Genomic DNA, 24067 nt, shown 5'->3' on the forward strand with positions numbered 1-24067 from the left:
TTCTTCATAAGTGTATAAAATTTAAAATTAATCAAAAAAAATCGAGGGTTGCAACCCTCGATTTTTTTAAACTTTACACACTTGGTGAGATACTACCTACAGGTTATTTTTAACAGATAGAGTTAAAATTTACAGACCCTCTGAAAAGTAACAACCTTTTAGGTTAAACTTTTCCATCTACGTTTTCTTTACGCAATTGGTTGATAAAATATGATGGTGTCAAACCTGTTTCTTTTTTAAAGATAGCCGTGAACTTACTATGTGATGAAAAACCACATTCTGAAGATAAATAACTTATTTTATAATTAAGATAGTTGAAATCATTCCGCATTTTTTTTATGATATAAAAAATACGCAACTGGTTGATATAATTATTAAAATCCTTCTTTTTATGTTCATTAATTACCCAGGAAAGATATTTAGGGTTAATATTAAATTTTGCCGAAAGTTTAGTTAATGTAAATTCTGAATCAAGAAACTCATTTTGGTTTTCAAATTCTTGTAACTTTTCAAGAATCATCATTTCCGTCTCTTCTTGCATTGGCCTATTATAAGAGCTATTACTCCCATGTATTCTTTCACTAATATCATTGATTTCAGAAATCGAAAGCTTGCTGATTTCTTCTTGTCTTTCTAATTCTAATTTAGATATTATCTCTAGATATCGTTCACGATCCTTTCTTTGTTTTCTTTTTGTTATAAAAATAAAAACTAAGCTAACAAGCAATAGAACAACTATTCCTATAATAAGCTTATATAATTGAGAGAAACTTCTTTGTTGTTTTTTTAAAATTCTATTAACCTCTGCATTTGAGGCAACTTTTTCTGCCTTTATATTTCCTTTAATTTCATTTAGGTACTTCCTATTATATTCAATATAACCCTCTTGATTCCCTGTCTCTTTATAATATCTGAATACATCTTTATAAACCAAAGACTTCAATGTCATATGGTCCATCGATTCTGCTATTAGAAGTGCTTTATCCAAAAACTGTTTTGCTTCTACATATTTTTTTTCTTCCAACAAGATCAATCCCTTCCCGCGATAAATCAGCCCAGTCCATTGAGAATTTTCTGCTCCTGCCTTATTTAGAAATTCGAGAGCTCTATTATAATGATATTTTGAAGAGTCATATACTTTCATCCCTAAAAAACTCCTCCCCAACATTTCCTCATTATTTCCTAAGAAGAAATTCATGGACTTTTCATTTTGCATATTCCTAAACAGCTTGTTCACTTTCCTTAATAAACTAACTGACTCTAAATAATTTTCATCATTCATTGCATAATGTGCCATTTCTTGATATACCATTCCTAAATATTGGTCAGAAACACTTTTAATCCTTATATCTTTACTATTCTCTAACCCCTTTTGGAGATACTCCCTTCCTAAGTCTGTTAATCCTACAATTCTATATTGGGTAGATAAAAACCCATAAATTCTCGCTTTCCATTCAGCATTTGCCGAAGTATTGGCGATTTGTTCAGCTATTAATGCATAGTCTATAGCTTTTTCACGCTTACTTTGCCTTTGGAGCAAATCTGCTAAAAGCATAAGTGATTTAATTTTATGGATTTCCGTTTTTGAAGTTCTGTATAATGAGTCCGCAATTGTTTCGGCTTTACCCATATCAATCGAAGAAACTCTTACTGCGACATCATAAAACACACTGTCAAACTGTTTCTTGACCCGACTGCCATTTTTTTGTGCATTTGATATTAATCCAATAAAGAAAATAAATGTAAATAATATGGAATATTTCATGATAACTATCCCCAGAGGTATTTTGGTTGGTTTATTCATTTGTTTAGACACAGAAAATTTCAAAAGGTCACATCTATTGTTATTTTGAAATTAAAAAAGAATCTAGGGATAAGCTTAAAAATATTTTTTGATTCCCACATAAATTTTGTTATCCACATATTTGCAGCTTAGAAACAATTTGCAAGTTTTTAACAGAACTTGTACCTTGTTATACATATAAAAGAAACATACGATTTTCTATGAAAGTTCATATAATTGATGATTGTTTAGATGACTTGAATAATCTAGAGTTGCTATTCAATAAGAATTTCCCTCAGGTTGATCAATTAGAAAAATACTCCGATCCGTTTTCCTGTGTTGAAATCTTGAAGAAGGACCCTCCTCAACTATTAATCCTAGACATGGAAATGCCGGGAATGAGTGGCATTGAATTTATTAGAAAACTTAATTTTATCAACTTCGAGGTTATTTTTTGTACATCACATGAAAAATATGCTATAGATGCATTTAAAAATCATGCCATAGGTTATCTTTTTAAACCATTTACAGAACAGGATTGTAAATAACAACGTTATCGGGGGAATCATCAACTCCATGGACATCATTAGAATTAATAATTCTAAGCCATTTGTCAGTATTCCAATAATAGTATCTCGGGAGTAGATCCGTTGATGATGTAGTATTGTATATAAGCAGACTTTCTACATTACCGTTCATAATGGTAGTAGTGTCAGATACACTTGTAAGTGCTACCCGTGGAATAAGAATTCCCTTATCAGATGCAACCACATCCAACTGAGATGAAGCGTCAGGCATTGGAGTTCCTATTCCGACTTGAGAATAGGAAAAAGCTGAAAAAAAACAAAAAAAACAAAAGTAAAAGTTTATTCATAGATACAAGAGTTGATTGTTAACTGAGAGTGCTTCTTAAAATTAACACATTATATTTCTTAGTATAACACTTCATTCATTTAAGGATTCAGTTCATTAGTTAAATGGCTTATTTATGAAGTGGTTCGGGATAGGGAGAGGTGTATTGGAAAAGGTATCCGAGTCCCGGTGCAAATACTTATATAGGTTTGAAGTTCCTTGATACTATGGTTTTTGCGTTCTTTTCCCATTGAACTCGTTTAAACTTTCTTGATTGAAGCGAAAAATAGATATTTTTGCCCCAGATGAAGGCTTTTTTGCGCTGCATAGCCAAACCATAATTCAATATATTGGTGTAGCATAAAAGAGGTGTAAGGAGATAATAGTATGCAACAAAGCGTTGCATTCCTTTCGGTTCCCAAATACACCGTAATACAGTTTGAATATACAAGCCCTACAATAAGTATGAATGTTGTTAAGGACAGTTAATGGTATCCGTCCATGGGAAAAGTCATCAAACTAAAGTCAATTTATTCAAAGCTAAAAGAAAGAGTTTAATAAATTTCTTTCCCGAATCTGTATTTTGGGATGTTGACCTTAGTTCATTGGATGTAAAACTTGACAAAAATTCTCCTGCTACCGCACTATTACATCATTTGGTTATAGCACTTTACGTTTTCCCAAGACAACTACAGCTTTTTTCTATTTGTGGCTTTGTGTTGCTCTTATTGTATAGGCTCGAGCGAACACTTGGCTCACGTAAAGACCTCAATCAAGAAAGAAAACAAGTCCGCTATATTCACTACAAAAAGAGCCAGGGAAGAAAAAAACAACATAGGAAAGAAAATGAAGCCCATAATGTTACCTTCCATTCCACGAAAATACTCCCTAATGGTGAATGCTGTAATACCCCAAGCCACAAAACTGAGCCAATAATATTTGGGCTGGTACACCATCCATATATTAAAATCATCCACCGTAAAAAAACCAATAGCATAAGTAATACCCAATACCACAGCAGTATAAATGATGATATAAATAAAATAAGGCAGCTTTTTAAGCTTTGTTGTGTTCATTCCTGTTGGGACAAAGAACCTGTTACCGTGAAAACAAACAAAAAATAACAGTAAGCCGTAAGGGCATAATGCCACATTGAGAATGGCAACAACCACCTGTTGATAATCTTCTGAAAACATAAGTCTTTTTCTTTAAACTTTTAAACTAATTTTTATTTTTGACTATATAAGCCCTCATCTTTTCAATGTATTCCTCATCGTTCCAAACATCGAGATCGCTGGCGTAAACCAAAAAATGGTCTGTCTTGTGGAATGACATTGAAAAATCCATGTGATAAAGTCGTTTACAAACCCTTAAATAGAGAGCTTCAACTTTGTCCATCCACCTATCAAACTCATCTTCACTTAGCTTCATCATATCCCGATTTTGCCGTACAAATACTTCCGCTTCTTCTATTTCCGGAGTGTAAAGATCTATTGGTAGGGTATCGTCTTCTGAATAATAATGCATGTCTGCCGCACCTATCATGTATTCCTCATCATACTCCGACTCCAGTCCTATGGCAACAGCAGGCGGAAATGGTCCTTGCGAACCGTATTGTAACAGAATACAATATACTTTTTCGTTTATGCGGACTTTCTCCTGAATCTGTTGGGTAATTTCTTCTACCATATTTTCCTCTAACTGAGCCAACACATTCGCTATGTTCTGTCCTTTTTTAGGCCTTTGGTAGATAATAATCTGTTTATTACTACTTTTATTGGTCAGCACGATACTGTTTAAGGCAGCGCTATCTGGTGTGTATTCAAAATCAACAACAACGTTACCATCATTCGAATCAGAATAAGCAAAATAACCTTGAAGCAGCCCATCTTCGGATCGGTATTCTTTATTGAGCAAACCATGCTTTCTTACTTTTGTATAATGCTGTGGTATGTTTCCCTTTAATTGTAAATAGTCTAAACGGATGGGTTCAATTTTTTTGGGACTAAAAAATACCGTAGCACTTTTGATGTAATCGTCGTGATATTCAAAAACTGTATCGTAATATATGGTTTCTCCTAGATGCTCGCGTCTAAAATGGGTTTTTCGCTGTTCCATATCCACATTCACCCAATGGGTAAAAAGTGTGTCTTCTTCAGGATTGAGGTCTTCTTCGGAAGAAACCAGTAATGACGATTCGTCATCGATACATTCGTCCCAGTGTTCAAAATAGAAAGGCTCTATTTCATAAAGCGGATGTTTGGCAAGTATTTCAACCAAACCTTCCCTATTCAATGCAGAAGTTTTCATTGCTTCGAAATTCTGCACCAATTGATCAAATTCCTGTTCTATTTCTTCGTTGGTCGGCATTTTTTATTTCTTAATCATTCATTAATAGGTTTTATAAAACTAAGAACCAAAATATTCAATCCCTACTTTCGTTCTCAACCCAGTGGATGTTCATTACCCCTTTTCAGCTGTATAAGCCCTCATTTCTGCAATGTATTCTTCTGCATTCCACGCATCAATATCGTTTGCATAAACGATAAAATGGTCTGTTTTGGTAAACGATTTTGAGAAATTCATGTGGAAAATCCGCTTGCAGACCCGTAGATAAAAAGCTTTCAGCTCTTCTTCCCAAGCTTCATATTCTTCTTCGCTCAGTTTCATCATATCCCTCTTTTGCCGTACAAATACTTCTGCCTCTTCTATTTCCGGGGTGTAAAGATCTAGGGGCAGGGTACCATCTTCTGAAAAATACCTCAGGTCTGCCGCACCCAACAAACACTCCTCATCATACTCCGACTCCAACCCTATGGCAACGGCAGGTGGGAATGGTCCTTGCACACAGTGTTGTAACAAAACACAATACACCTTTTCTTCTTCTATACGGACTTTCTCCTGAATCTGTTGGGTGATTTCTTCTACCAGATTTTCTTCTAATTGTGCCAACACATCTTCCATATTTTGCCCTTTCTTCGGTCTTTGGGAAATAAGGCGTTCGGTATCATTTTTTGGATCAATCAGGACAATCCTGTTTAGACCGCTTCCATTTGGGTCATATTCAAATTTTACATCCTCTTTATAATCAACATCTTTCGACCCTGAATACATAAAATAACCTGCCAACTCTTGGTCTTCAACACGGTATTCTTTATGAACCGTTCCGCCTTCTACTGCTTCTATATAGTGATATGGCATCCCGTTTTTGTACTCCATATATGCCAATTTTATAGGTTTAATTTCTTCGGAACTAAAAAAAACAGTAGCACTTTTAACGTAATCGTCGTGATATTCAAAAACCGTATCGTAATATGTGGTTTTTCCTATATGCCAACGCCTAAAATGAATTTTACGATCACCTACGTCTACCCAATGGGTGTAAAGATCGTCGGTTTTAGGGTTAAAATCATCTTCAGAAAAAACAACCAATACCTCCCCTTCTTCCATGTATTCGTTCCAATGTTCAAAATAGAAAGGCTCTATTTCATAAAGGGCATGTTTTGCCATCATTTTCACCAATCCCTCTTTGCTCAGCACAGCATCTTTCATCTTTTCAAAATTTTCGGGTAGTCGCTTGAATTCTTGTTCTAATGGTTCTATTGTCTTCATTTCTTTTTTATGGTTTCAATAAGTTTTGGTATTTCATTTTGAACATCCTTAAAATCGGGGTCGCCTATAATCCCCATGAAATCATGTACATGATATTCGTTTGAAAAAATTTCGCCACAGTCCTGCAACACATCCAGACAAGCCTGTGTGCCATCAAGCAACAAGATTGTTTTGGCAAGGCCATAATAGGGTTGTGTATAAAATTGCCGACCGAGTGTTATGCTCTTTTCAAAGTGTTGCCGGGCCTGCAACAAGGTTTCCCTATTCGAGAAAGTTTCAAATAGCTTTGCAAATTCATATAAAAAGTCACCATGTGTTAAGCTCAACTGAAAATCTTCAATATGAGCCTGTGCATTTTCGAGTAGGGTGAACCCCTGATCGAAACAAGCTTTTGCACCCTTTCTTTTGCCTTTTTCCAATAGCCAAATGGCTTTTTCTTTCAAACATTTTGCAATGTAATGGGGATAGGCCCAAGATTGATTATTTATTTGATGTGCTTGTAAATAATACCTTATAGCTTGGTCCAAAAATTCGGTGTTTTCATTCTTTTGGGCCGCATTATTAAAAAGATGTCCCAAAAACACAGAGAAATGTTCATCGGAAAAAGTTAAGTCTTTCAGATTTTCCAACAGTTTATTTATTTCGGTCCAAACTTCAACATCAAAATCATCGTCAAAAACAACAGGATCAAGCTCCCTTTCTGCGCGCCAAGCGGCAATTCTCATAAGGGTGTCGACCCAATGGTAAGCTACAATAGGATTGCCTTCGAGGTATGGCGTAAGTATGGACTTAAAACTTTGCAAAAATGGCGAGTGGTACAAGCGGCTTTCCCGATGCAGTAGCAGCTCGTAGCAAGTATTAAGGAAAACGGAAATCGCAATTCCTTTAAAACCAAAAAAAGTGGGTTGATCATCTGACGCTCTTTCCATCTTTATAGCTGAAACAAACAACGCTTGCACTTCGTTCATCGTCGAGGCAGGGTATTTTTCTTCAAAATGGCATTGTTTTAAAATACTCTCAGCTAAATGGACCAACAAATCACTATCTTTTGGAGTGACGTCCAATTGTGCCCGAAAGCATGTTCTGCTCTGCTCCATCAAATCCAACTTTTCCTTTTTGTCGGTATTCACCTCCGACAGCATATCATAGACATGTCCCCGACAGTAATGATAGTTATCCATTTCAGGGTAGAGTTTTTTAGCTTTTTCCACCCAGTCTAGTAGTTCCCAAATACCTGCCTCCTCGTTATATTTCCCACACATATAATCGTATTGGCACTGTCCAAACATAGACAGATAGGCATCGGCCAGGGCTTCTTTTTCTTCAGCACTGCCCATAGACAGCAGCTCCTTGTTGAGCTTGTCTAAACCGGTTATATTTTCTTGTTTCAGGGCTTCGTCGATACGATTCTTTATATCGCTCATATTAGTTTTGTTTATTACAGGTTTTGATATCGAAATGATTTAAACTTTTGGGTTTCCGATTATTATAAATTAGTTATCAAGAATTGAAATAGTCTATCATTTCCATTGCCAATAGTACTCCGAATCCTCTCGGATGCCCCAATTTATTTTCTTCTATCAAGTGCTTCAGCAAATCCAGAATCTTTCTCTCTTCCTCCGATTTTGATGCCACTTTATGCCCATTAAAAAAAATATCCCTTGGACGCGTCAGGTCGGTAGGATAGTCATTATCATCTTCCATATCCGGCAGAAAATCAACTGTTATCTCTTCTCCTTGATGATTCACAAGCGTCAACACCAAACTACTGGGGTATGGGGGAACCCAATAGTGAAATTTTTTAATGTCTTTAAAGGCAGGTACTTCTATTTCGCTGAAATAAGCTATCATCTCTCTAGCCACTTTTACAGAATGTCCTTCCGGATGTCCTAATCGCTTTTTATCTATCAAGTGCTTCAGCAAATTCAGAATCTTTCTCTCTTCCTCCGATTTTAATTTCACTTTATGTTTATTAAAAAAAATGTCCCGCGGACGCATTAGGTCAATAGAATAGTCAGTATCATCATCCATATCCGGCACAAAATCAATATTGATGTCTTCCTCTTGACGATTCACCAGCATTAACATCAAACTGCTGGGGTGTGGCGGCACCCAATGATTGATTTTCTTGAGGTCTTTGTATGCCGGGACTTCGATTTCGCTGAAATACATCATCATTTCTTTTGCCACTTCTATCAGTCCCGGAAATCGACCTTCCTTTTTTATCACGTGCTTCAATAAATCCAAAATCTTCCCCCCCTCTTCCGATTTTGGTGCCACTTTATGCCCATTAAAAAAAATATCTCTTGGGCTATAATAGTCAAGATCATCTTCCATTTCCGGCAGAAAATCAATCTTTATCTCTTCTCCTTGACGATTCACCAGCGTCAACATCAAACTGGCGGGTTGTGGTGGCACCCAATAATTGATTTCCTTGAGGTCTTTGTATGCCGGGACTTCGATTTCGCTGAAATACATCATCATTTCTTTTGCCGCTTTTGCAGCACCTCCTTCTGGATGCCCTAATCTTTTTTCATCTATCAGGCGCTTCAGTAAATCCAGGATCTTTTTCTTTTCCTCCGGCCTTAATTCTACTTTTTGTTCATTCAACAAGATATTCTTTGGGCGCATCAGGTCGGTAGGATAGCCGTTATCATCTTCTGTGTCCGGCAGAAAATCAATCGCTATCTTCTCTCCCTGGTGATTTACAAGTATCAATACCAAACTACTGGGTTGTGGTGGATCCCAAAAGTTAAGTTCCTTAATATCTTCATAAGTTGGTATTTCTATTTTCATATGTTTAAAATTTTTTGAAATATCCAAAATGTGCAAAAAATTTGTTGCACACATGGAACTGCTTCGCTCCAGCCTGCGGCAGGCAGGCTCACATGAATTTTTTTTAATCATACGTTTTTGCGTATTTTATGATTAATAAAATTCATGTTCGTTTCATTTTATTTAAACTTTACAATTCTACCTCCCACGGCACATTTTTCCAGGGGGACTCATTATTGGTCATCAAAAACCGGTAATGCTTGATATACCTCCTAACAGTATCCGGTGTATAGCTACTACTTCTCCAATACTGCGCCCCTACCATATAGGAAAGTCCGAATTCTGCCCAGGACGAAAAAGCAGCTTTGATTTTCTTCCCATTTTCCTCCAACAATATCCAAGCTTCTTCTTCACTGATGTATTTCAAAAAGGCTGACTCACGAATCAACCATGAACAGCGACCATAATGCCAGGCCATATCACTATTTTTCAAGCTGAATCGGTAGTTCTGCACCATATCCATCACGTGGTGGTAATCACCAATAGTTTTTGATTGGACTGCTTGTTGTAGCTCGATGCCACTCAATACCTCCCATCCGTTTAAATCTTGTCCGAAGGTGACCCTTTCATGCAATAATTTGATGGCATCACTCAAATCTGCCAGATTCTTGATCTCCCAGTCACGGGAAAGCACCTGCTCTACGTTTTTCACCAGTTTTGGGCTTGTGAACTTCCCTTTTGGGAGTAAGGTATCATGGCGATCGGTGTTGAGTTGGGACAGCATGGCAGAAGTTGCCAATAGCCATAGCTGTTTTTCATTTAATTGATCGGGGTTTTCGTATTTATGTGGATACATCATTTTTTTAATTTTTAAGAATTGTGGCGAAGTTTTAAACCGGCCATAGCGACCAAATTGGGTGACTGACCGGGAAATTGTTCTCCTAAAGCCACACAACGCTCGAAATAAGGCTTTGCCTTGTCCCATTGATTGGTTTCCTTATAGGCATTTGCCGTCCAATATGCCATAAAAATATCGTCGGCATGCGGAAAGTCGTAAAGTGAAAAATATTGCAACCCGGCCGTAATCATTACTTGATGTTCTTTGGTCATCATGGCTTTTTGCACCAACTGTACATACACATGCCGCCAATGATCGGGATCTTCAGCCGATTTTTGTATCAGAAAGCGGAGTTTCCCACTTAGCTCACTGTCTTTTGCCAATTGTTCCTTGACGCGACCCAAGAGTTCGATATTTTCGTCTATCTGCTCTTGCCCGGCATCAGATTGTTCTAAATATTCAATGTTGGACTGGAGAAATGATTGGGCTTCATCAAACCGCAACGTAACCATCAGCAGTCGGCCTTTTAACAGGTCTGCACCTCTCAGATTGTAGAAACCTGCCGCATACCATATCGCCATCAGTTCATTTACGTACAAAAGGCCTTTTTCATACAAAAGTGCATATTCACATAGTTTTGCAGCATGGAAAACCGCCCATTGGCCATCCTTGGACTCTTCAAAACCATTAGGTCTTTTGAAGGAATCAAACAATTCCAAGGCTTTCTCTATTTCTCCTTTAAAAGAAGTGGTTTGCATCCCTTCCTGCTCTTTTTGTCCCATAAACTTACTCAGGGAAGCCATAAACACGTATTGATCATGGGCGCTGGGCTGCGGGCGAACAATCTGAACCATCCACTTAAAATTTTCATAAGCGTGAAGGTATTCCTCCATATTGAAATAGCTCTTGCCCATACAGTAGAAACCTGTCCTATCATATCTTCTTGCCTGCTGAAAAACACGACTGGCGGCTATGGATTTATCATATTGCTCTAGATGAAGGGCAGCCCTGGCTATTCCTTGATAAACATAAATATTACCATTCAGATCTTTTGCTTTTTCGTAAAAAGACAGTGCCTTTTCATAATCTTCTTCCCCCATGTATGCCCCGGCCAAAGCATGTGAGGTATCATATATCTCTGGAAATTCCTCATAAAAATGAAGAAGTCTGTCTTTGTCATTTGCCAAATCGTCGTAAGTTGGATAAAGTTTCAACAGCCTATTTATCAGGAAATTCCGGACTTTTGGAGTTCTTGCTTCATCCAATATCGACTGCACTTTATTGACTTTATCAATAAAATTCGAATCTTTATCTGTTATTGCTTCGGAAGTGGATTCAGCATAGTTTTTCAATGCCCTGATATCTGGGTCGCTGTTGAGTTCATCCGGTACAGCTATCAAATCGTAGATTTCCATTTCCAACTGAAGAAGCATGCGTTCCACATAAACCTCTTGCTTTCCTGCTACTATCGGCTGACTCAAAATACCGTCCAGGGACCGGGCGATAAAACTGGCATACTCCAGGTTCAATGGGTAAAGTTCTGATATATGTTTAAAAATGGTATATGCCGTTTTGTATTTCTCCAGTTTGAAATAGCATTTGCCGAGTAGAAAAAGTAATTTGTCCTGCTGCGGATGCTTTTTGAGCAACATAACCAAATCCTCCTTGGCTTCGTTGACAGGACGGGTTTCCAATCGAAAGGCAGCCTGCAAATACAACAAGTGTTCGTCGTCCGAAAAAAACCGTAAGGCTTCAGCCATTGCCTTGGGAAAGATTTCTTTGGGCTCCTCTACCCCTTGTAATATCGCGGCTTTATAAAGAATTTGCATCATTCGTTGCCACGCTATCAGAGGCCTTTTTTCAAATGGTATATTGTTCAACACTTGCAAAGCTACCTGATCTTTCCCATCGCGTTGGAGTATGCTCGAATGCAAAATGGCGCCCATCAAATCGTCCAATTGCCTTGATGCATCTGAAATGGGTTGTAAAAAGTCATCTTTATCCTTCCCGGCATCAAGAAAACTTGCCAGTTGCTCTGAAGCATAGGTGTGAATGGGCAAGGTATCGATCAATAAATCTTGTTCAAAATTACCTCCGTTCATTATGCGTTCGATGAACACATATTTTTTTTCATTATTCCTCATTAATACCTTCCAGGCCGGTGACTGAAAGAGATGATCAAAAGGATAAGCCTTTTTCAAAAGAAAAAAAACATCGGATTTAAGGTAAGAGTGTTCCATCAGAAATCCTGCAATAGGCATGCAATATTCCTCAGTCTTAATTGCTGAATTTTTCCTGTCGCTTTCAATCACAGACTGCCAATACCGGATATCAAAACGGGTATCCAATTTTTCATATATCTCCAAAAAACGTGCAATGAGTTGCTCCGGATCTAGAATTTTCTTTTCTTCAGGCAATTCAACAGTTTTCTTCAAGAGCGCGTGTAGCCCTTCCGACGGGTAATTTATCTCCTTATACACCTGTCTGTACCGGGAGAGGAGCTCTAAAAAACGATTGCTTTCATAATCAAAGTCCAGGTCTTTGATTTGTTCATGTAACTGTTGAAGTACTTCCGTTTGATTTATAATATTATTAAAATCGTATGTTTTCAATCCCTTCTATAATTTATTTATAATCTCTATATAAAACTTTCCAAATTACTTGAATCGACATCACAATTGCTCAAAACGGAATAGCCATTTGGTATCATCGGTGAGTTGTTCATAATAAAGATATTGCTTCTTAATTTCTACACCATTGGTGTCTTTATAACTGATTTCATTTCCATAAGCGTCGTAATCAATCCATTTTTCATACCCATCATTGTCTTTATGATAGACCATGAGGTTTTGGTTATTATATTCTTTCCATGTTTCAATCGCATCGCCTGCAGGTATTAATTTTTCTTCCCAGGCATCTTTAAATTCGGGAATTACATGGGACTTGAAATAAATTTGGTTTCCCTGATCGTCGTATTCGTAGATTTGTTCATAACCCGAAGAGTTTTTGACCTGTATCAATCTATCGGCCTGATCATAATACCTTGTTTCTATAAAATCTTTATTTGTCTTCGTAGTAACTAATCGTCCTTTTTCGTCATATTCGAACCACTCTTCCAGTCCGTTACTATCTTTGTGGTATGTGTTTTTCCCATCATCATTGTATTCCCACCATTCTTCGAGGTTGATTAACTTATCTTTTAAATAAATCTGATTTCCCTGATCGTCATAACGAAATATTGTGGCGTTTTTACCATCTTTTAAGTATGAAAAATACAAGAGTTGCTCCTCACGGTTATATTCAAAATACTCTTCTTTTCCATTTGAATTTTTAAACATCTTTTTATGTCCATTTTCGTCATATTCCCACCATTCTTCAAAACCGCTGTTGTCTTTTATGGATAGGATCCTTCCCTCCGGAGTATACTCAAAAAGCCTTGTAAGACCATCACTCGTGACATGCCTGATAAGCATGTCATTTTCATAGACAAGCCATTGTTCCCTGCCGTTTGTGTTAACATAAATCTCTCTCCCGTTTTTATTATATGCGATTAGGCGTTTGAAGTCGGATTCTTCATGTGTTTTTTGAAAAATTTTCATCTGTTGCTTTTTTATTGTTCCCTCATATCCGTTTAGATGTTCACCCTATAAACAAACCATTATTAATACACACAGCGAAAATAAGGAAAGACCGTAACACGTATGTACCATTCGCTTGAATGGTACCTCTTTTACGAGAAAAAATAATCTAACACCCCCTGCTTTCCGGTAGGCAGCCCCTCCAAGGGATGGAAACAGATTATCTCCCTTATAAAAGGACCATAGGGGATAACTCTTGGATCTTAGAATACTTTTCTGGTGCTTAAGGGCTATAGGTCATCAACAGGTCGTTTTAAAAAGTTAAAAATAATAATAACCTGTAGTGCTTTTAGTTTCTATATAATTTGATTCTGAATAATATTCTTGTGGAAACTTTTCCAATATACAGGGAAAATGACACCAATTTAAGCCCTAGCGGTAAAAAAGACAAACACTAGACCCCCGCTTTCCATCACAAGAAATAACATTATCGAGATCCCGGTCACTTTATAAGTTCACTTTCATTATCCAAACATCTTTAAAGGCATTCTTTTCCCTTAACGACACCAGGAATTCTTGTGTCTGGTACATAGTGTCCTTTCTGTTCAGATAAACATAGGTCCATCCATTATGCGGATTTATAAAAGACCCCGGCTGGTAGCCTTCTTTAACCAAATAACTTAACCATACCTCTGCATAGTACTTATCACTATACACATTCGTTATCAAGTAATATCCAGGTTCTATGCCCGGAATATCCGCAGACTGCCGTATTTTGACCTTTTGCATTGCAATGGAATGAACTTCGACCTTCTTCAATAGACTATCTACATCTGAAGGGAAAGAATCCATTTCTTTGACCAAATGCTTAGCATGCTCCACCGTGTCTATGGTTTCCGGATCTGTTTCGGGTATTTCGGTCCGGATTGCGGTAAAAAACAAAAATAATTTATCCCTTCTACTTTTTAATACTAATGATATATCCTCTTTCTCTCCCAAAGATTCATCCTCATTAAAGATATATGTTGTAGCAAGATCAAAACCCATGGTGTTATGACTCTTGGGTGTTCTTTCTTTATAATGCCTCCCGTTAAATGTAATCGTGCTGTTAAAATAATTATCCTTGGGTCTGTTCTCTGATCCCAATACGTTCAGTGTTTTTGTTTTTCCGTAGCCAACACCAACCTTATCCGTCTTGATATTTTTATCTCCCTCTAATGCTGCCAATACCAGTTTTGCTTTTTTTTCACTTTGATTAGGGGTATAGAGGTTTCCCAAAGGTATCTTCTTCTGAGTAGCGTTTACAACTTCAAAACAACTATATGCATTTATTTCCTTAAGGGATTCCTCCGGGTGTTCATAAACCACAAAGAGCAACCACCCCGCTGAACTTCCTCCCAGCACATAGCCCTGGGTAGCAGTTACGTTGGCTATGGTATAATTTCCTTTATACGTTTTAGATGAATTTATAATTTCAGTGACATCTGCATAACACAAATACGGTTTTCCCGGTTTGTCCGTCTGATTCATTAAAATCGTTCCGTTGATATTGATATAATTACTCCCCGGCATTTTGAATTTTACCTTATCAAAGCCTTCTCCTCTCCCTTCTTTTTCTTTGTACACATACCTATTATTGTGTCTCCTCTTAACACCTATGCTATATTCGTATATTCCTGTCCAAAACAATCCTGCATAAACAATTCTTCCACTGCCATTGGGTATGTTCAAAACAGCCGAGCTAGAGCTAAAAGTTGTGGGATCATGATCTATATCAACATATTTTACCGGTACCACATCGTTTTTTTCATTACCGCTATACGGTTTTGTAGCGTATTTGCTTACAACATTATTTCCTATAACCACAAAATCTCCGCGAACGATCATTTTTTTGTGCACTAGAAAATCCGGTACTTCCTGCGGAAGTACTTCAGCCATCATTAGCATAAAAAATATGGTAAAATATCCTGATCTCATATAAAAAAGCAAATGCTTTATAACAGTTAACAACCCGAAAAAAAAATGCCCTGTGAGCCCTTTTTATATCTTCTAATTATTATTTAACGTTTAAAAAACGAAACAACAGGTCTTGTCTTCTTTTAGCAATGGGAATTGATTTTCCGTTTACCATATAACAATAACAACCCGATTCTTTAGTGATTCTTACTATATGATTTAGATTTATTATATAACTATTGTGTACTCTATAAAAAAAGTTACTATCCAACATGGTTTCATACTCCCCCAGATTTTTTGAAGACACCAGTTCCTGACCGTCAATTAGATAAAAAGTAGTATATCTTCCATCAGATTTACAATACACTATGTCTTCCATCTTTACAAAATCAATTTTGTTATTGGATGGGATGACTATTTTTTGAAATGCTATATTTATATTATCAATAACATTGGACAACATATCCAATTGCCTTTTCTCTGTATACACATTCGCTCTGATTTCACTAGTGGCTTTATTAACGGAAAGTATAAGATCCTCCAGCTGAATAGGTTTCAATATGTAATCTATGGCATTATACTGAAAAGATTTTATTGCAAAATTATCAAAGGCCGTTACAAAGATTATTTTATAATTATACTCATCAATCTCGTCCAGAATATCAAAACCGGTTCCTTCGTTCATCATGATATCCATAAATAACAATTCCGGTCTAAGTTTATTAATAAGCACTATACCTTCCTCTATCTCAGTGGATCTACCAACAACATTTACGGAATGTGGACAATATTTTTCTAAAAAGTGTTCAAGTATATCCAAACTTGCTTTTTCATCATCAATCACTATTGCTTTTACTTTTTCCATTTTTCGGGATTATTTGTGACTAAATTATTTTCTGTCTATAAAGTTTCTCTTTAACTTTAAGGGGATAGAAAGCACCACATTAGTACATGAGGGATCTTTTCCTTCTTTTAAATCATGTATTATTACCGATATTTTGCGTTAATTATGCTGTACATGCTGATCCCTTAATTCATTATCAAAGTAGCCTGTGATCTATGGTTACGATTTCTTGATTTTCATCCGCCCTGAAGCGACTCTTCCAATCCCATTATCAACAACGATCGCTATTAACCTCTGATCCTTCTTCATAAAGCAGTTACATCAATTTTAAACAAAAATTTGAATAGTACTTAATTTTTTATAAAAAACAATTCTTACCAAATATTACATGGAAATGCATTTTTATACAACAAAAAGGTTAATTTATTTATTTCCAATTGTGATTCCATAACGAAAAGCCTAAATTACAAAGATTAAAATAATAAATAAGGGCTTTGGCATTTTTATGGCTCTCCTATGCTGTATAAAACACAGATTCTCAGCATATCGCTACTCGACAAAATCCCTGTAATAGAGATACTTACGAAATACGATTGCAAAGATGTTAATAAACTAAAAAATAAACAATTGAAAATCAATGGGTTTTAAGTGCCCACTAATGAGACAAAGTATGAATTCAGACTTATATAAGTTGTCATTAAAGGACTATAAGAAATTATTCGTGGAGCTTTATAAACCCCTGTGTCTCTTTGCCGATAAGTACGTTGAAAACCTCGAAGAATCAAAAGATATTGTCCAGGAAGTATTTCTTAAAATATGGAAAGACGAGATTGAATTTAAAAGTCGAGACAGTATCAAATCTTTCCTCTATACCTCTGTGAAAAATAAATGCCTAAACCATTTGAAAAGCAAACGCTATGTCACTACCAACCACATGGCAAACCACGAGATTGAAAAGCTTGTAAAAGAGTCCTTTTTCTTACGTGAGATAGTTATCGTGGAAACATCTACCATTATTGAAAAAGCAATTAATACGCTGCCTAATAAATGCAAGAAAATAATTAGATTGAGTATTAAAAATCTTACAAATTCCCAAATCGCTGAAGAGCTGGGGATTTCGGTAAATACGGTTAAAACTCAAAAAAGAATAGCCTATAAACGGTTAAAACCACTATTAGGTAAATACTTCTCGTTATTATTAATCATAGATCTTCAGGGCTAAAATATGGTTTGTCTGCGCATTAGAATGTTGAACTTTTATACAAAAATATGGTTTCCGTAGTTCAGTTATTGTAATACAAGGGGCTCCATGGTCTTCTTTTGTCAAAGATCCTTTGCTTTTTTATAAATTTCTAAATAATTCTATGAATAGCTTACTTCATCCACAGCGTATAACCAATCCAGTTGGTTTTAAAATGGGATTAAGGTTCATAATTATTTTTTTTAATTTTTTTTAACCCACCCCACCCTTTTTGTTGTCTTAGTAGTATAAGCTTCACATAATGATATCAAGTTTTAAGAAAGCCATAACGTTGTCAAAACAGATTGCAGCTTCGCTGCTAAGAGATAAAAAACCTACACATTTAGAGGAGACGGATCTGTTCAGTGATGAGGATAAGCAATATATTCTGAAATATTTGACTAAAGAGGATCTGATAAAGCAACGACTCGCCCTGGGAGGACAAATAGATGAAAAAGCGGACAGGGAAAAGATTTTAAAGAAAATCAGTGCCCCTGTAAGGAAACTCGCAGTATGGCATTATGCAGCAGCTGCGGTTCTATTCATAGGACTTGCAACTACTTATTTTTTCAAAGGTGAATTATTTCAAACACAACAAACACCTCCTGCAGTTGTGGATATTATAGAAGCTGGCATTAATAAGGCTACCCTTACCCGCGAAGATGGAGAGGTGGTGACTTTGCAAGAAGGGACCGCCTATCAATCTAAAAATGTAATTAGCAATGGAAACCAGATTGTATATAACACTTCAAAAAACAAAGAATTGGAGGTAGCATATGACTATCTTACTATTCCAAGGGGAGGACAGTTTTTTATACAATTGTCCGACAGCACTAAAGTATGGCTGAATTCCGAATCCCGGTTAAAATACCCGGTTGCTTTTCCCGAAGGGAAAACCCGGGAGGTGGAACTCGTTTACGGAGAGGCCTATTTTGAAGTATCACACAGCACCGAGCATGGGGGGGCTGATTTCAAAGTGTATTATAAAGGACAGGAAATACAGGTGTTAGGTACCGAGTTTAATGTAAAGGCCTATAAGGACGATACCAATGCATATACCACCCTTGTTAAGGGTAGGGTAGCAGTAAGTTACCAGGGCAAAAAAGAAGTCCTCGCACCTGAACAACAATCCAGTTTAAACCTGTCTACCGGTGAACTGACCGTAACGGAAGGCGATATAAACACTGCCGTGGCATGGAAACGCGGACTGTTCATGTTTAAGAGCAAATCTTTAAAAGAGATCATGAAGGTCCTGGAACGTTGGTATGATGTGGAAATCCTTATCCAAAACAGGGAATTGGAGGTTATTGAGTTTAAAGGAACCCTTAGCCGTAACCAAAACCTGGAGGAAATATTAAACCTCTTTAAAAATGCCATGTATATAAACAGTTATCAGGTAAACAATAAAACCATTACTATAAACTAACATAAACCTAATAATTACAAATATGAGCGAATAAAAAACAGAAGGGCTATCATCTGTAAAGCATAACAAGGTGGAGTCAACATAAAAAAGAGGGTAGAAATATCAACATCTCACCGCCGAAATTTCACCCCCTTGAATGATTAATTAATGTTAAACTAATCAATACAATACAAATTTATGGAAATTAAATTTATGGATGTCGGTTTCCTGTACGGAAAACGATTACTTATGATGCTTATGAAAACACTGGTGTTTTTAAGCTGTTTTATGGTGTTTAGTTTTACGCCTAAAAATGCGTTATCACAAAAAATCGAGATTGAGGATGATAGATGGGTAACAGTTGATGAAGTGTTCGATCTTGTTATGGATCAAACAGAGTATACTTTTGTATATCAGGTAGATTTATTTAAAAATTTTCCCAAAGTACACCTTAAAAAAGGGGCAATGAAAGTAGAAAAATTGCTGGGGGAAAGTTTACCTTCTAATAATTTCAACTATAGAGTTACGGAAAACAAAACTATTGTCGTCTGGAGAAAAGATGGTAATAATGCAGACCAACAACTTCAGGTCTCCGGAAGTATCACCGATGAACAAGGTATACCTGTTACCGGTGCACATGTTTTCATACAAGGCACCATGAAGGGTACTGAAGCAGATTTTGATGGGAACTACTCTTTACTTGTGCCGAGTACAGAGAGCATATTAGTAGTAGGGTCACTTGGTTATAAAACACAAGAAATTGTGGTAGGCGATCGAAATAAGATTGACGTTGTTTTAATACGTGATGTTTCCGAATTAGATGAAGTAGTAATAAGTACCGGTTACCAAAAGATAGAACCGGAGCAAAGTACAGGGAGTGTTTCTACCCTTACCCCCAGGGAATATGACAGTAGGATAAATACAACCAACTTTTTACAAGGTATACAAAATAAAATACCCGGGCTGCTCATTAATAACGATGTTCAATTTGAAGGCAATAATCTTTTTCAGATCCGGGGTATTTCTACTATCAATGGAAATAGCAGCCCCTTGATTGTGGTGGATGGTTTTCCCACAGACCTTTCCTTAGACATGATAAACCCCAACGACATAGAGTCTGTTACTGTTTTAAAAGATGCTGCGGCCGCTGCTATTTACGGAGTTCGCTCTTCTAACGGGGTAATTATAATAGAACGTAAGAAAGCCAAGGCGGGTAAACTGAGGGTGGATTTTCGTCAGGCAACCAGTATAACACCTAAGGAAAATTATGGTAGGTACCGCTGGGATAAGGATGGGGCTAACACCAATATTGATTATTACAGGGGCCTTTATGAAGGTGCAACCTCTGCCGATGAATGGGGGTGGTTAACCGATATAAATAACGGCAGTTGGTATAATTACCAAGCCCCCAGAATTATTGTGGCCCAACAAGCAGCCGGGGTTATCACACCTGAACAGGCAGAACAACAATTCAGTGAATTGGGTTCCTATAACAATGCCAAAGAATATGGTGAATTGTTCCAACGTACAGCGATAACCAATTTATATAACCTTGATATATCCGGAGGGAATGAGAATGTGTTGTATTATTTGAATGCCAATTTTATCGACACGAAGTCTAATTTTATTGAAAATGGCAACAAAAGTTTTCAGCTGTCAGGAAGGGGGACGTTTAATTTCTCAGACCGTTTTTCACTGGATTTGACCAACTTTTTCCAGCAAAGTATCAGTGAATCTTCTCCTTTTCCCGACATCAATAACATTTACCCTTACGAACGCTTCCATGACCAAGCGGGAAATCCATTGCCATTACATAACGGTTCCAATGCCAACCCTTACTATAACCAGGCTTTGATGGACAGGGGGTTATTGGACAATATGTATTATCCTTTGGCAGATGTATATGCGATAAATGATGACTCCAAGACATTAAACAACCGCATTACCGCCAATTTTAACTATCGATTGAGCAACGAATTAAATTTAAGGTTCGGCGGGGTGTATGAAACTTCCAGAACAGACGTGGACTACTATGCCAAAGAAAACTCAACAGTAGCCCGTCAAATGATTAACCGCTATACAACCAATGGACCTAATGAATCATTAGTGTACAATGTGCCGATGGGAGGTTTTTTAAGACAACAAGCGCTCAAAACACAGGGTTATACACTTCGTGCCCAGTTAGACTGGAATAAAAAAATAAAAGAAGACCACGCCCTTACCGCTATTTTGGGTTCTGAGATCAGGACTATTGTTAATGAATCAAACACCGCTTCCTACTTTGGCTATAACGACCAGACTTTGACCCACCAAGGAGTAGATGTACGATCTTTGTTTGCTAACTTTAGTATTTCGCCCAATTACGCTTTTAGTAATCCTACTATCTTCTATAATGAGCTTTTCAATCAGCAATATGCAGAGGACAGGTATGTTTCGGCCTATGCCAATGCAGCCTACACCTATAAAGGCAGGTATTCTGTAACAGGGAGTATACGAATAGACCAGTCAAACTTGTTTGGTACGGACCCTAAATATCGTTACAAACCTTTATGGTCTGTGGGTTTAGCGTGGAACATCAATAAAGAAAGGTTTATGGAAGGTGCCGATTGGGTAAACGTTTTAAAGCTTCGTTCTGCCTATGGGTTTAACGGAAACGTTGCCAAAAACTCACTCCCACAAATCATTGCGGGAAATAGTAATTTTAATTTTGGTATGACCAACTTTATCCCGAGTCTATACCTTGTTTCACCGGCAAATAGGGGGCTCCGTTGGGAACAAACCCATAACATTAACGTAGGGTTGGACTATGATCTCTTTAAGAATGTAAGGGGAAGCATTGATTATTACGTCAAAAAGAGCACCGACCTGCTGGCCACCACACGGGTTGACCCTACGCGGGGAGTAGCTACCGCTTTAATCAATCAAGCTTCGGTTAGGAACAATGGTATCGAGTTTAAACTGAATGCCGATTGGATAACCAACCAACGATTTAACTGGAATACCGGTCTTGTTTTTTCTCATAATGACAGTAAGGTGTTGAGTGTATATAATATAGACAATGGAACTTCCAGGCAATATATAGATGCCAATGGCTATTCTAATTATTTAGAAGGATATGAAGTAGGTGCTGTATTCAATTACCAATACGCCGGGGTTGACGAAAACGGGGCTCCGTTGATTTATGATAGTGAAGGCAATATCAAGCCTATTTTAGAAGATCAGGAAAAGGGAGATGTTAAGTACGTAGGTTCTTCCATTCCTAAGATAAGTTTAGGATTGAGCAATAGGGTAGATATAGGCGATTTTTATGCCTATGCTATGGTAAACTATTTTGGAGGGTTTAAGTCCCGTGTACCGGTACCCACCCCCCTTGCCACCCGACCTATAGAAGGGGCTTCAGATTACTGGAAGCAACCCGGTGACGAGGCCGACCCCACTATATTGCCTGCCGTAGGTTATCGTTCGGGCTATGATGTATACCTTGGGGCTACAGATATGTACACGGTAAACGGAGCTTATCTCACTTTGGCCGACCTAACCTGTGCTTACAGTTTAAGGAATCAGGGCATCGACAAAATGGGGCTTTCGGACCTGGAGCTTAGATTTCAGGCTTCTAATATCTATACGGTAGGGTTTAATGATTATAATTTCAGCCCGGCCACGGGTAGTTTTGAAAAATCTTACTTAACACCTACCTACACCCTTGCAGTTACTGTTAGTTTCTAAGAACATTAAATTTTAAAAGATGAAAAAATATATAGATAGACCATTTATATTCCTTTTGTTCCTGACTGTAACCTTGCAGTCTTGTGACGATTATCTGGATGTTGACCCTAAGGGCGTGAGGCTTTTAGAAACCGTTGAGGATTACGATTTATGGATGAATAATTATTACGGCTTCTATCCCGATGAAATGAATTTGTTGTCAGATTTTGCCGATAAGTTAGATGTGTCCGATCCACCTGTAGATATTAATAGCAGGGTTTACACCTGGCAATCCCAGTTTAATGAGGACGTTACCAGTGCCTCTACACCTATTTGGGAAGACCACTACGGGTTTATTTACCATGTTAATGCGGTAATTAAAGACGTGGAAAACGCAAGTGGAGGCACCGAAGAAGTAAAAAACAAACTCAAGGCCGAAGCCTTATTGGGCAGGGCCTTTGAATATTTGCACTTGGTTAATTTGTATGGCAAGGTATATAACCCTTCTACTGCAAACCAAGACTTGGCCGTTCCGTTTATGACCGGAGTAGATGTTACAGATGAAGTGCCCAATCGTAGCACTGTACAGGAAATATACAACCATATCATAGAAGACCTTACCGAAGCGCTTCCCAACTTGCCCGAAGACAATAGCGACAATCGTTTTCGAGCCTCTAAGGCGGCAGGATACAGCGTGCTGGCCAGGGCTTACTTGTATATGGGAGAATACAGCATAGCTGCCGATAATGCGCAAATGGCCATAGATTACAGTCTTGATCCCATTATCAATTATGAAGAACTGATGGCTACCTCCACAGAGTTTCCTTCATTAGTACAAAGGTCCGGAACTATCTATGCCAAATATGGGGGGACAAATATCCAGTTTCCTACGCTCGAATTTTATAATTCGTTTGAGGAAAACGACCTGAGAAGGCAGATTTACTATACTCAACCCTGGGACCCTAACACCCCACCTGCCAGGGGGGAAATTATATTCGTCCCGTTTGGGGTATCCATTTGGAACGCCTACCCTAACTGGGGTACTTCGGTCAGTGAAATGCATTTGATAATCGCTGAAGCTGCTGCCCGCGATAATGATTTGGTGACCGCCAATGAACAACTGCATCAATTGCGCAAAAATCGCTTTACTACCGAAAATTACGTAAAGTTTGAATCATCAGACCAAGAAGAAGTATTGCAAAAAATATTGACCGAGAGAACGTTTGAATTTGCATTTAATGGCTTGAGGTGGTATGATATGAAAAGGTTGGCAGCAGAAGGCAGGATGCCTGAAGTTACCCGACTGGGAGCGGAGGGGAGTACTATAGCCACTTTACCCCCGGATAGTGATAGGTATACCTTGCAAATACCTGTTCAGGTCATGAGCTTTAACCCTGATTGGGAACAAAATCCTTAAAAGAACTCAATTTGATTTTTTGAAAGGAGCCTCCCGAAAGTTTTTGGGAGACTCATTTTTTA

The 24067-nt window shown here is 37.6% G+C and carries 17 protein-coding genes; 5 read left to right on the forward strand and 12 right to left on the reverse strand.

Annotated features, from left to right (window positions below):
- Positions 1-163: 163 nt before the first annotated feature.
- A complete protein-coding gene (locus tag OOZ15_RS18540) occupies positions 164-1804 on the reverse strand; it encodes a helix-turn-helix domain-containing protein (RefSeq protein WP_265957942.1) in 1641 nt (546 codons plus the stop codon).
- A gap of 200 nt (positions 1805-2004) precedes the next feature.
- Between OOZ15_RS18540 and OOZ15_RS18545 the strand changes: the two genes are divergently transcribed.
- Positions 2005-2331 carry a LytR/AlgR family response regulator transcription factor gene (locus OOZ15_RS18545; RefSeq protein ID WP_265957943.1) on the forward strand — a complete coding sequence of 109 codons (327 nt, stop codon included), beginning with the start codon at positions 2005-2007 and terminating at the stop codon, positions 2329-2331.
- On the opposite strand, the gene OOZ15_RS18550 is transcribed toward OOZ15_RS18545, so the two are convergent.
- The 11 genes from OOZ15_RS18550 to OOZ15_RS18600 all read right to left on the reverse strand — a co-directional run bounded on the left by OOZ15_RS18550 (position 2309) and on the right by OOZ15_RS18600 (position 16259).
- On the reverse strand, positions 2309-2653 hold the full coding sequence (locus OOZ15_RS18550) for a hypothetical protein (protein ID WP_489666416.1): 345 nt from the start codon (positions 2651-2653) through the stop codon (positions 2309-2311). The two genes, OOZ15_RS18545 and OOZ15_RS18550, sit on opposite strands and share 23 nt — an antisense overlap.
- Positions 2654-3390: 737 nt before the next feature.
- Positions 3391-3831 (reverse strand): hypothetical protein, encoded by a 441-nt coding sequence (locus tag OOZ15_RS18555; RefSeq protein ID WP_265957945.1) that lies wholly within the window; start codon positions 3829-3831, stop codon positions 3391-3393.
- A 25-nt stretch (positions 3832-3856) separates the two neighbouring features.
- The gene (locus OOZ15_RS18560; RefSeq protein ID WP_265957946.1) at positions 3857-5005 is read right to left on the reverse strand and encodes a hypothetical protein; all 1149 of its coding nucleotides are present in this window, start codon (positions 5003-5005) and stop codon (positions 3857-3859) included.
- A gap of 93 nt (positions 5006-5098) precedes the next feature.
- Entirely contained in the window at positions 5099-6247 is a 1149-nt protein-coding gene (locus OOZ15_RS18565) for a hypothetical protein (protein ID WP_265957947.1), read from the reverse strand.
- On the reverse strand, positions 6244-7671 hold the full coding sequence (locus OOZ15_RS18570; RefSeq protein ID WP_265957948.1) for a hypothetical protein: 1428 nt from the start codon (positions 7669-7671) through the stop codon (positions 6244-6246). The genes OOZ15_RS18565 and OOZ15_RS18570 overlap by 4 nt, the downstream gene beginning before the upstream one ends.
- A 76-nt stretch (positions 7672-7747) precedes the next feature.
- On the reverse strand, positions 7748-9043 hold the full coding sequence (locus OOZ15_RS18575) for a hypothetical protein (protein WP_265957949.1): 1296 nt from the start codon (positions 9041-9043) through the stop codon (positions 7748-7750).
- Positions 9044-9212: 169 nt separating this feature from the next.
- The gene (locus tag OOZ15_RS18580; RefSeq protein WP_265957950.1) at positions 9213-9881 is read right to left on the reverse strand and encodes a DUF1266 domain-containing protein; all 669 of its coding nucleotides are present in this window, start codon (positions 9879-9881) and stop codon (positions 9213-9215) included.
- Positions 9882-9892: 11 nt separating this feature from the next.
- On the reverse strand, positions 9893-12472 hold the full coding sequence (locus OOZ15_RS18585) for a tetratricopeptide repeat protein (protein ID WP_265957951.1): 2580 nt from the start codon (positions 12470-12472) through the stop codon (positions 9893-9895).
- Between the two features lie 60 nt (positions 12473-12532).
- Positions 12533-13459 carry an RHS repeat domain-containing protein gene (locus OOZ15_RS18590; protein ID WP_265957952.1) on the reverse strand — a complete coding sequence of 309 codons (927 nt, stop codon included), beginning with the start codon at positions 13457-13459 and terminating at the stop codon, positions 12533-12535.
- Between the two features lie 486 nt (positions 13460-13945).
- Positions 13946-15415: a hypothetical protein gene (locus OOZ15_RS18595; protein ID WP_265957953.1), complete on the reverse strand. Its 1470-nt coding sequence runs from the start codon at positions 15413-15415 to the stop codon at positions 13946-13948.
- A gap of 79 nt (positions 15416-15494) precedes the next feature.
- Positions 15495-16259, reverse strand: a complete 765-nt coding sequence (locus tag OOZ15_RS18600; RefSeq protein ID WP_265957954.1) for a LytR/AlgR family response regulator transcription factor — start codon at positions 16257-16259, stop codon at positions 15495-15497.
- A 649-nt stretch (positions 16260-16908) separates the two neighbouring features.
- On the opposite strand from OOZ15_RS18600, the gene OOZ15_RS18605 reads away from it, so the two are divergent.
- The 4 genes from OOZ15_RS18605 to OOZ15_RS18620 all read left to right on the forward strand — a co-directional run bounded on the left by OOZ15_RS18605 (position 16909) and on the right by OOZ15_RS18620 (position 24005).
- Positions 16909-17460 (forward strand): RNA polymerase sigma-70 factor, encoded by a 552-nt coding sequence (locus OOZ15_RS18605; protein WP_265957955.1) that lies wholly within the window; start codon positions 16909-16911, stop codon positions 17458-17460.
- Positions 17461-17740: 280 nt separating this feature from the next.
- The gene (locus OOZ15_RS18610; protein WP_265957956.1) at positions 17741-18904 is read left to right on the forward strand and encodes a FecR family protein; all 1164 of its coding nucleotides are present in this window, start codon (positions 17741-17743) and stop codon (positions 18902-18904) included.
- A 177-nt stretch (positions 18905-19081) separates the two neighbouring features.
- On the forward strand, positions 19082-22609 hold the full coding sequence (locus tag OOZ15_RS18615; protein ID WP_265957957.1) for a SusC/RagA family TonB-linked outer membrane protein: 3528 nt from the start codon (positions 19082-19084) through the stop codon (positions 22607-22609).
- Positions 22610-22628: 19 nt separating this feature from the next.
- Entirely contained in the window at positions 22629-24005 is a 1377-nt protein-coding gene (locus tag OOZ15_RS18620; protein ID WP_265957958.1) for a RagB/SusD family nutrient uptake outer membrane protein, read from the forward strand.
- The last annotated feature ends 62 nt before the right edge of the window (positions 24006-24067 follow it).

Source organism: Galbibacter kalidii, assembly GCF_026241135.1.
Classification (GTDB): domain Bacteria; phylum Bacteroidota; class Bacteroidia; order Flavobacteriales; family Flavobacteriaceae; genus Galbibacter.

Bases quoted from the DNA above. Each gene is read 5' to 3' on its own strand.
- OOZ15_RS18590 (WP_265957952.1), bottom strand. From the start codon at position 13,459: ATGAAAATTTTTCAAAAAACACATGAAGAATCCGACTTCAAACGCCTA.
- OOZ15_RS18540 (WP_265957942.1), bottom strand. From the start codon at position 1,804: ATGAATAAACCAACCAAAATACCTCTGGGGATAGTTATCATGAAATAT.
- OOZ15_RS18560 (WP_265957946.1), bottom strand. From the start codon at position 5,005: ATGCCGACCAACGAAGAAATAGAACAGGAATTTGATCAATTGGTGCAG.
- OOZ15_RS18620 (WP_265957958.1), top strand. From the start codon at position 22,629: ATGAAAAAATATATAGATAGACCATTTATATTCCTTTTGTTCCTGACT.
- OOZ15_RS18605 (WP_265957955.1), top strand. From the start codon at position 16,909: ATGAATTCAGACTTATATAAGTTGTCATTAAAGGACTATAAGAAATTA.
- OOZ15_RS18600 (WP_265957954.1), bottom strand. From the start codon at position 16,259: ATGGAAAAAGTAAAAGCAATAGTGATTGATGATGAAAAAGCAAGTTTG.
- OOZ15_RS18575 (WP_265957949.1), bottom strand. From the start codon at position 9,043: ATGAAAATAGAAATACCAACTTATGAAGATATTAAGGAACTTAACTTT.
- OOZ15_RS18615 (WP_265957957.1), top strand. From the start codon at position 19,082: ATGGAAATTAAATTTATGGATGTCGGTTTCCTGTACGGAAAACGATTA.
- OOZ15_RS18545 (WP_265957943.1), top strand. From the start codon at position 2,005: ATGAAAGTTCATATAATTGATGATTGTTTAGATGACTTGAATAATCTA.
- OOZ15_RS18580 (WP_265957950.1), bottom strand. From the start codon at position 9,881: ATGATGTATCCACATAAATACGAAAACCCCGATCAATTAAATGAAAAA.
- OOZ15_RS18555 (WP_265957945.1), bottom strand. From the start codon at position 3,831: ATGTTTTCAGAAGATTATCAACAGGTGGTTGTTGCCATTCTCAATGTG.
- OOZ15_RS18570 (WP_265957948.1), bottom strand. From the start codon at position 7,671: ATGAGCGATATAAAGAATCGTATCGACGAAGCCCTGAAACAAGAAAAT.
- OOZ15_RS18595 (WP_265957953.1), bottom strand. From the start codon at position 15,415: ATGAGATCAGGATATTTTACCATATTTTTTATGCTAATGATGGCTGAA.
- OOZ15_RS18610 (WP_265957956.1), top strand. From the start codon at position 17,741: ATGATATCAAGTTTTAAGAAAGCCATAACGTTGTCAAAACAGATTGCA.
- OOZ15_RS18565 (WP_265957947.1), bottom strand. From the start codon at position 6,247: ATGAAGACAATAGAACCATTAGAACAAGAATTCAAGCGACTACCCGAA.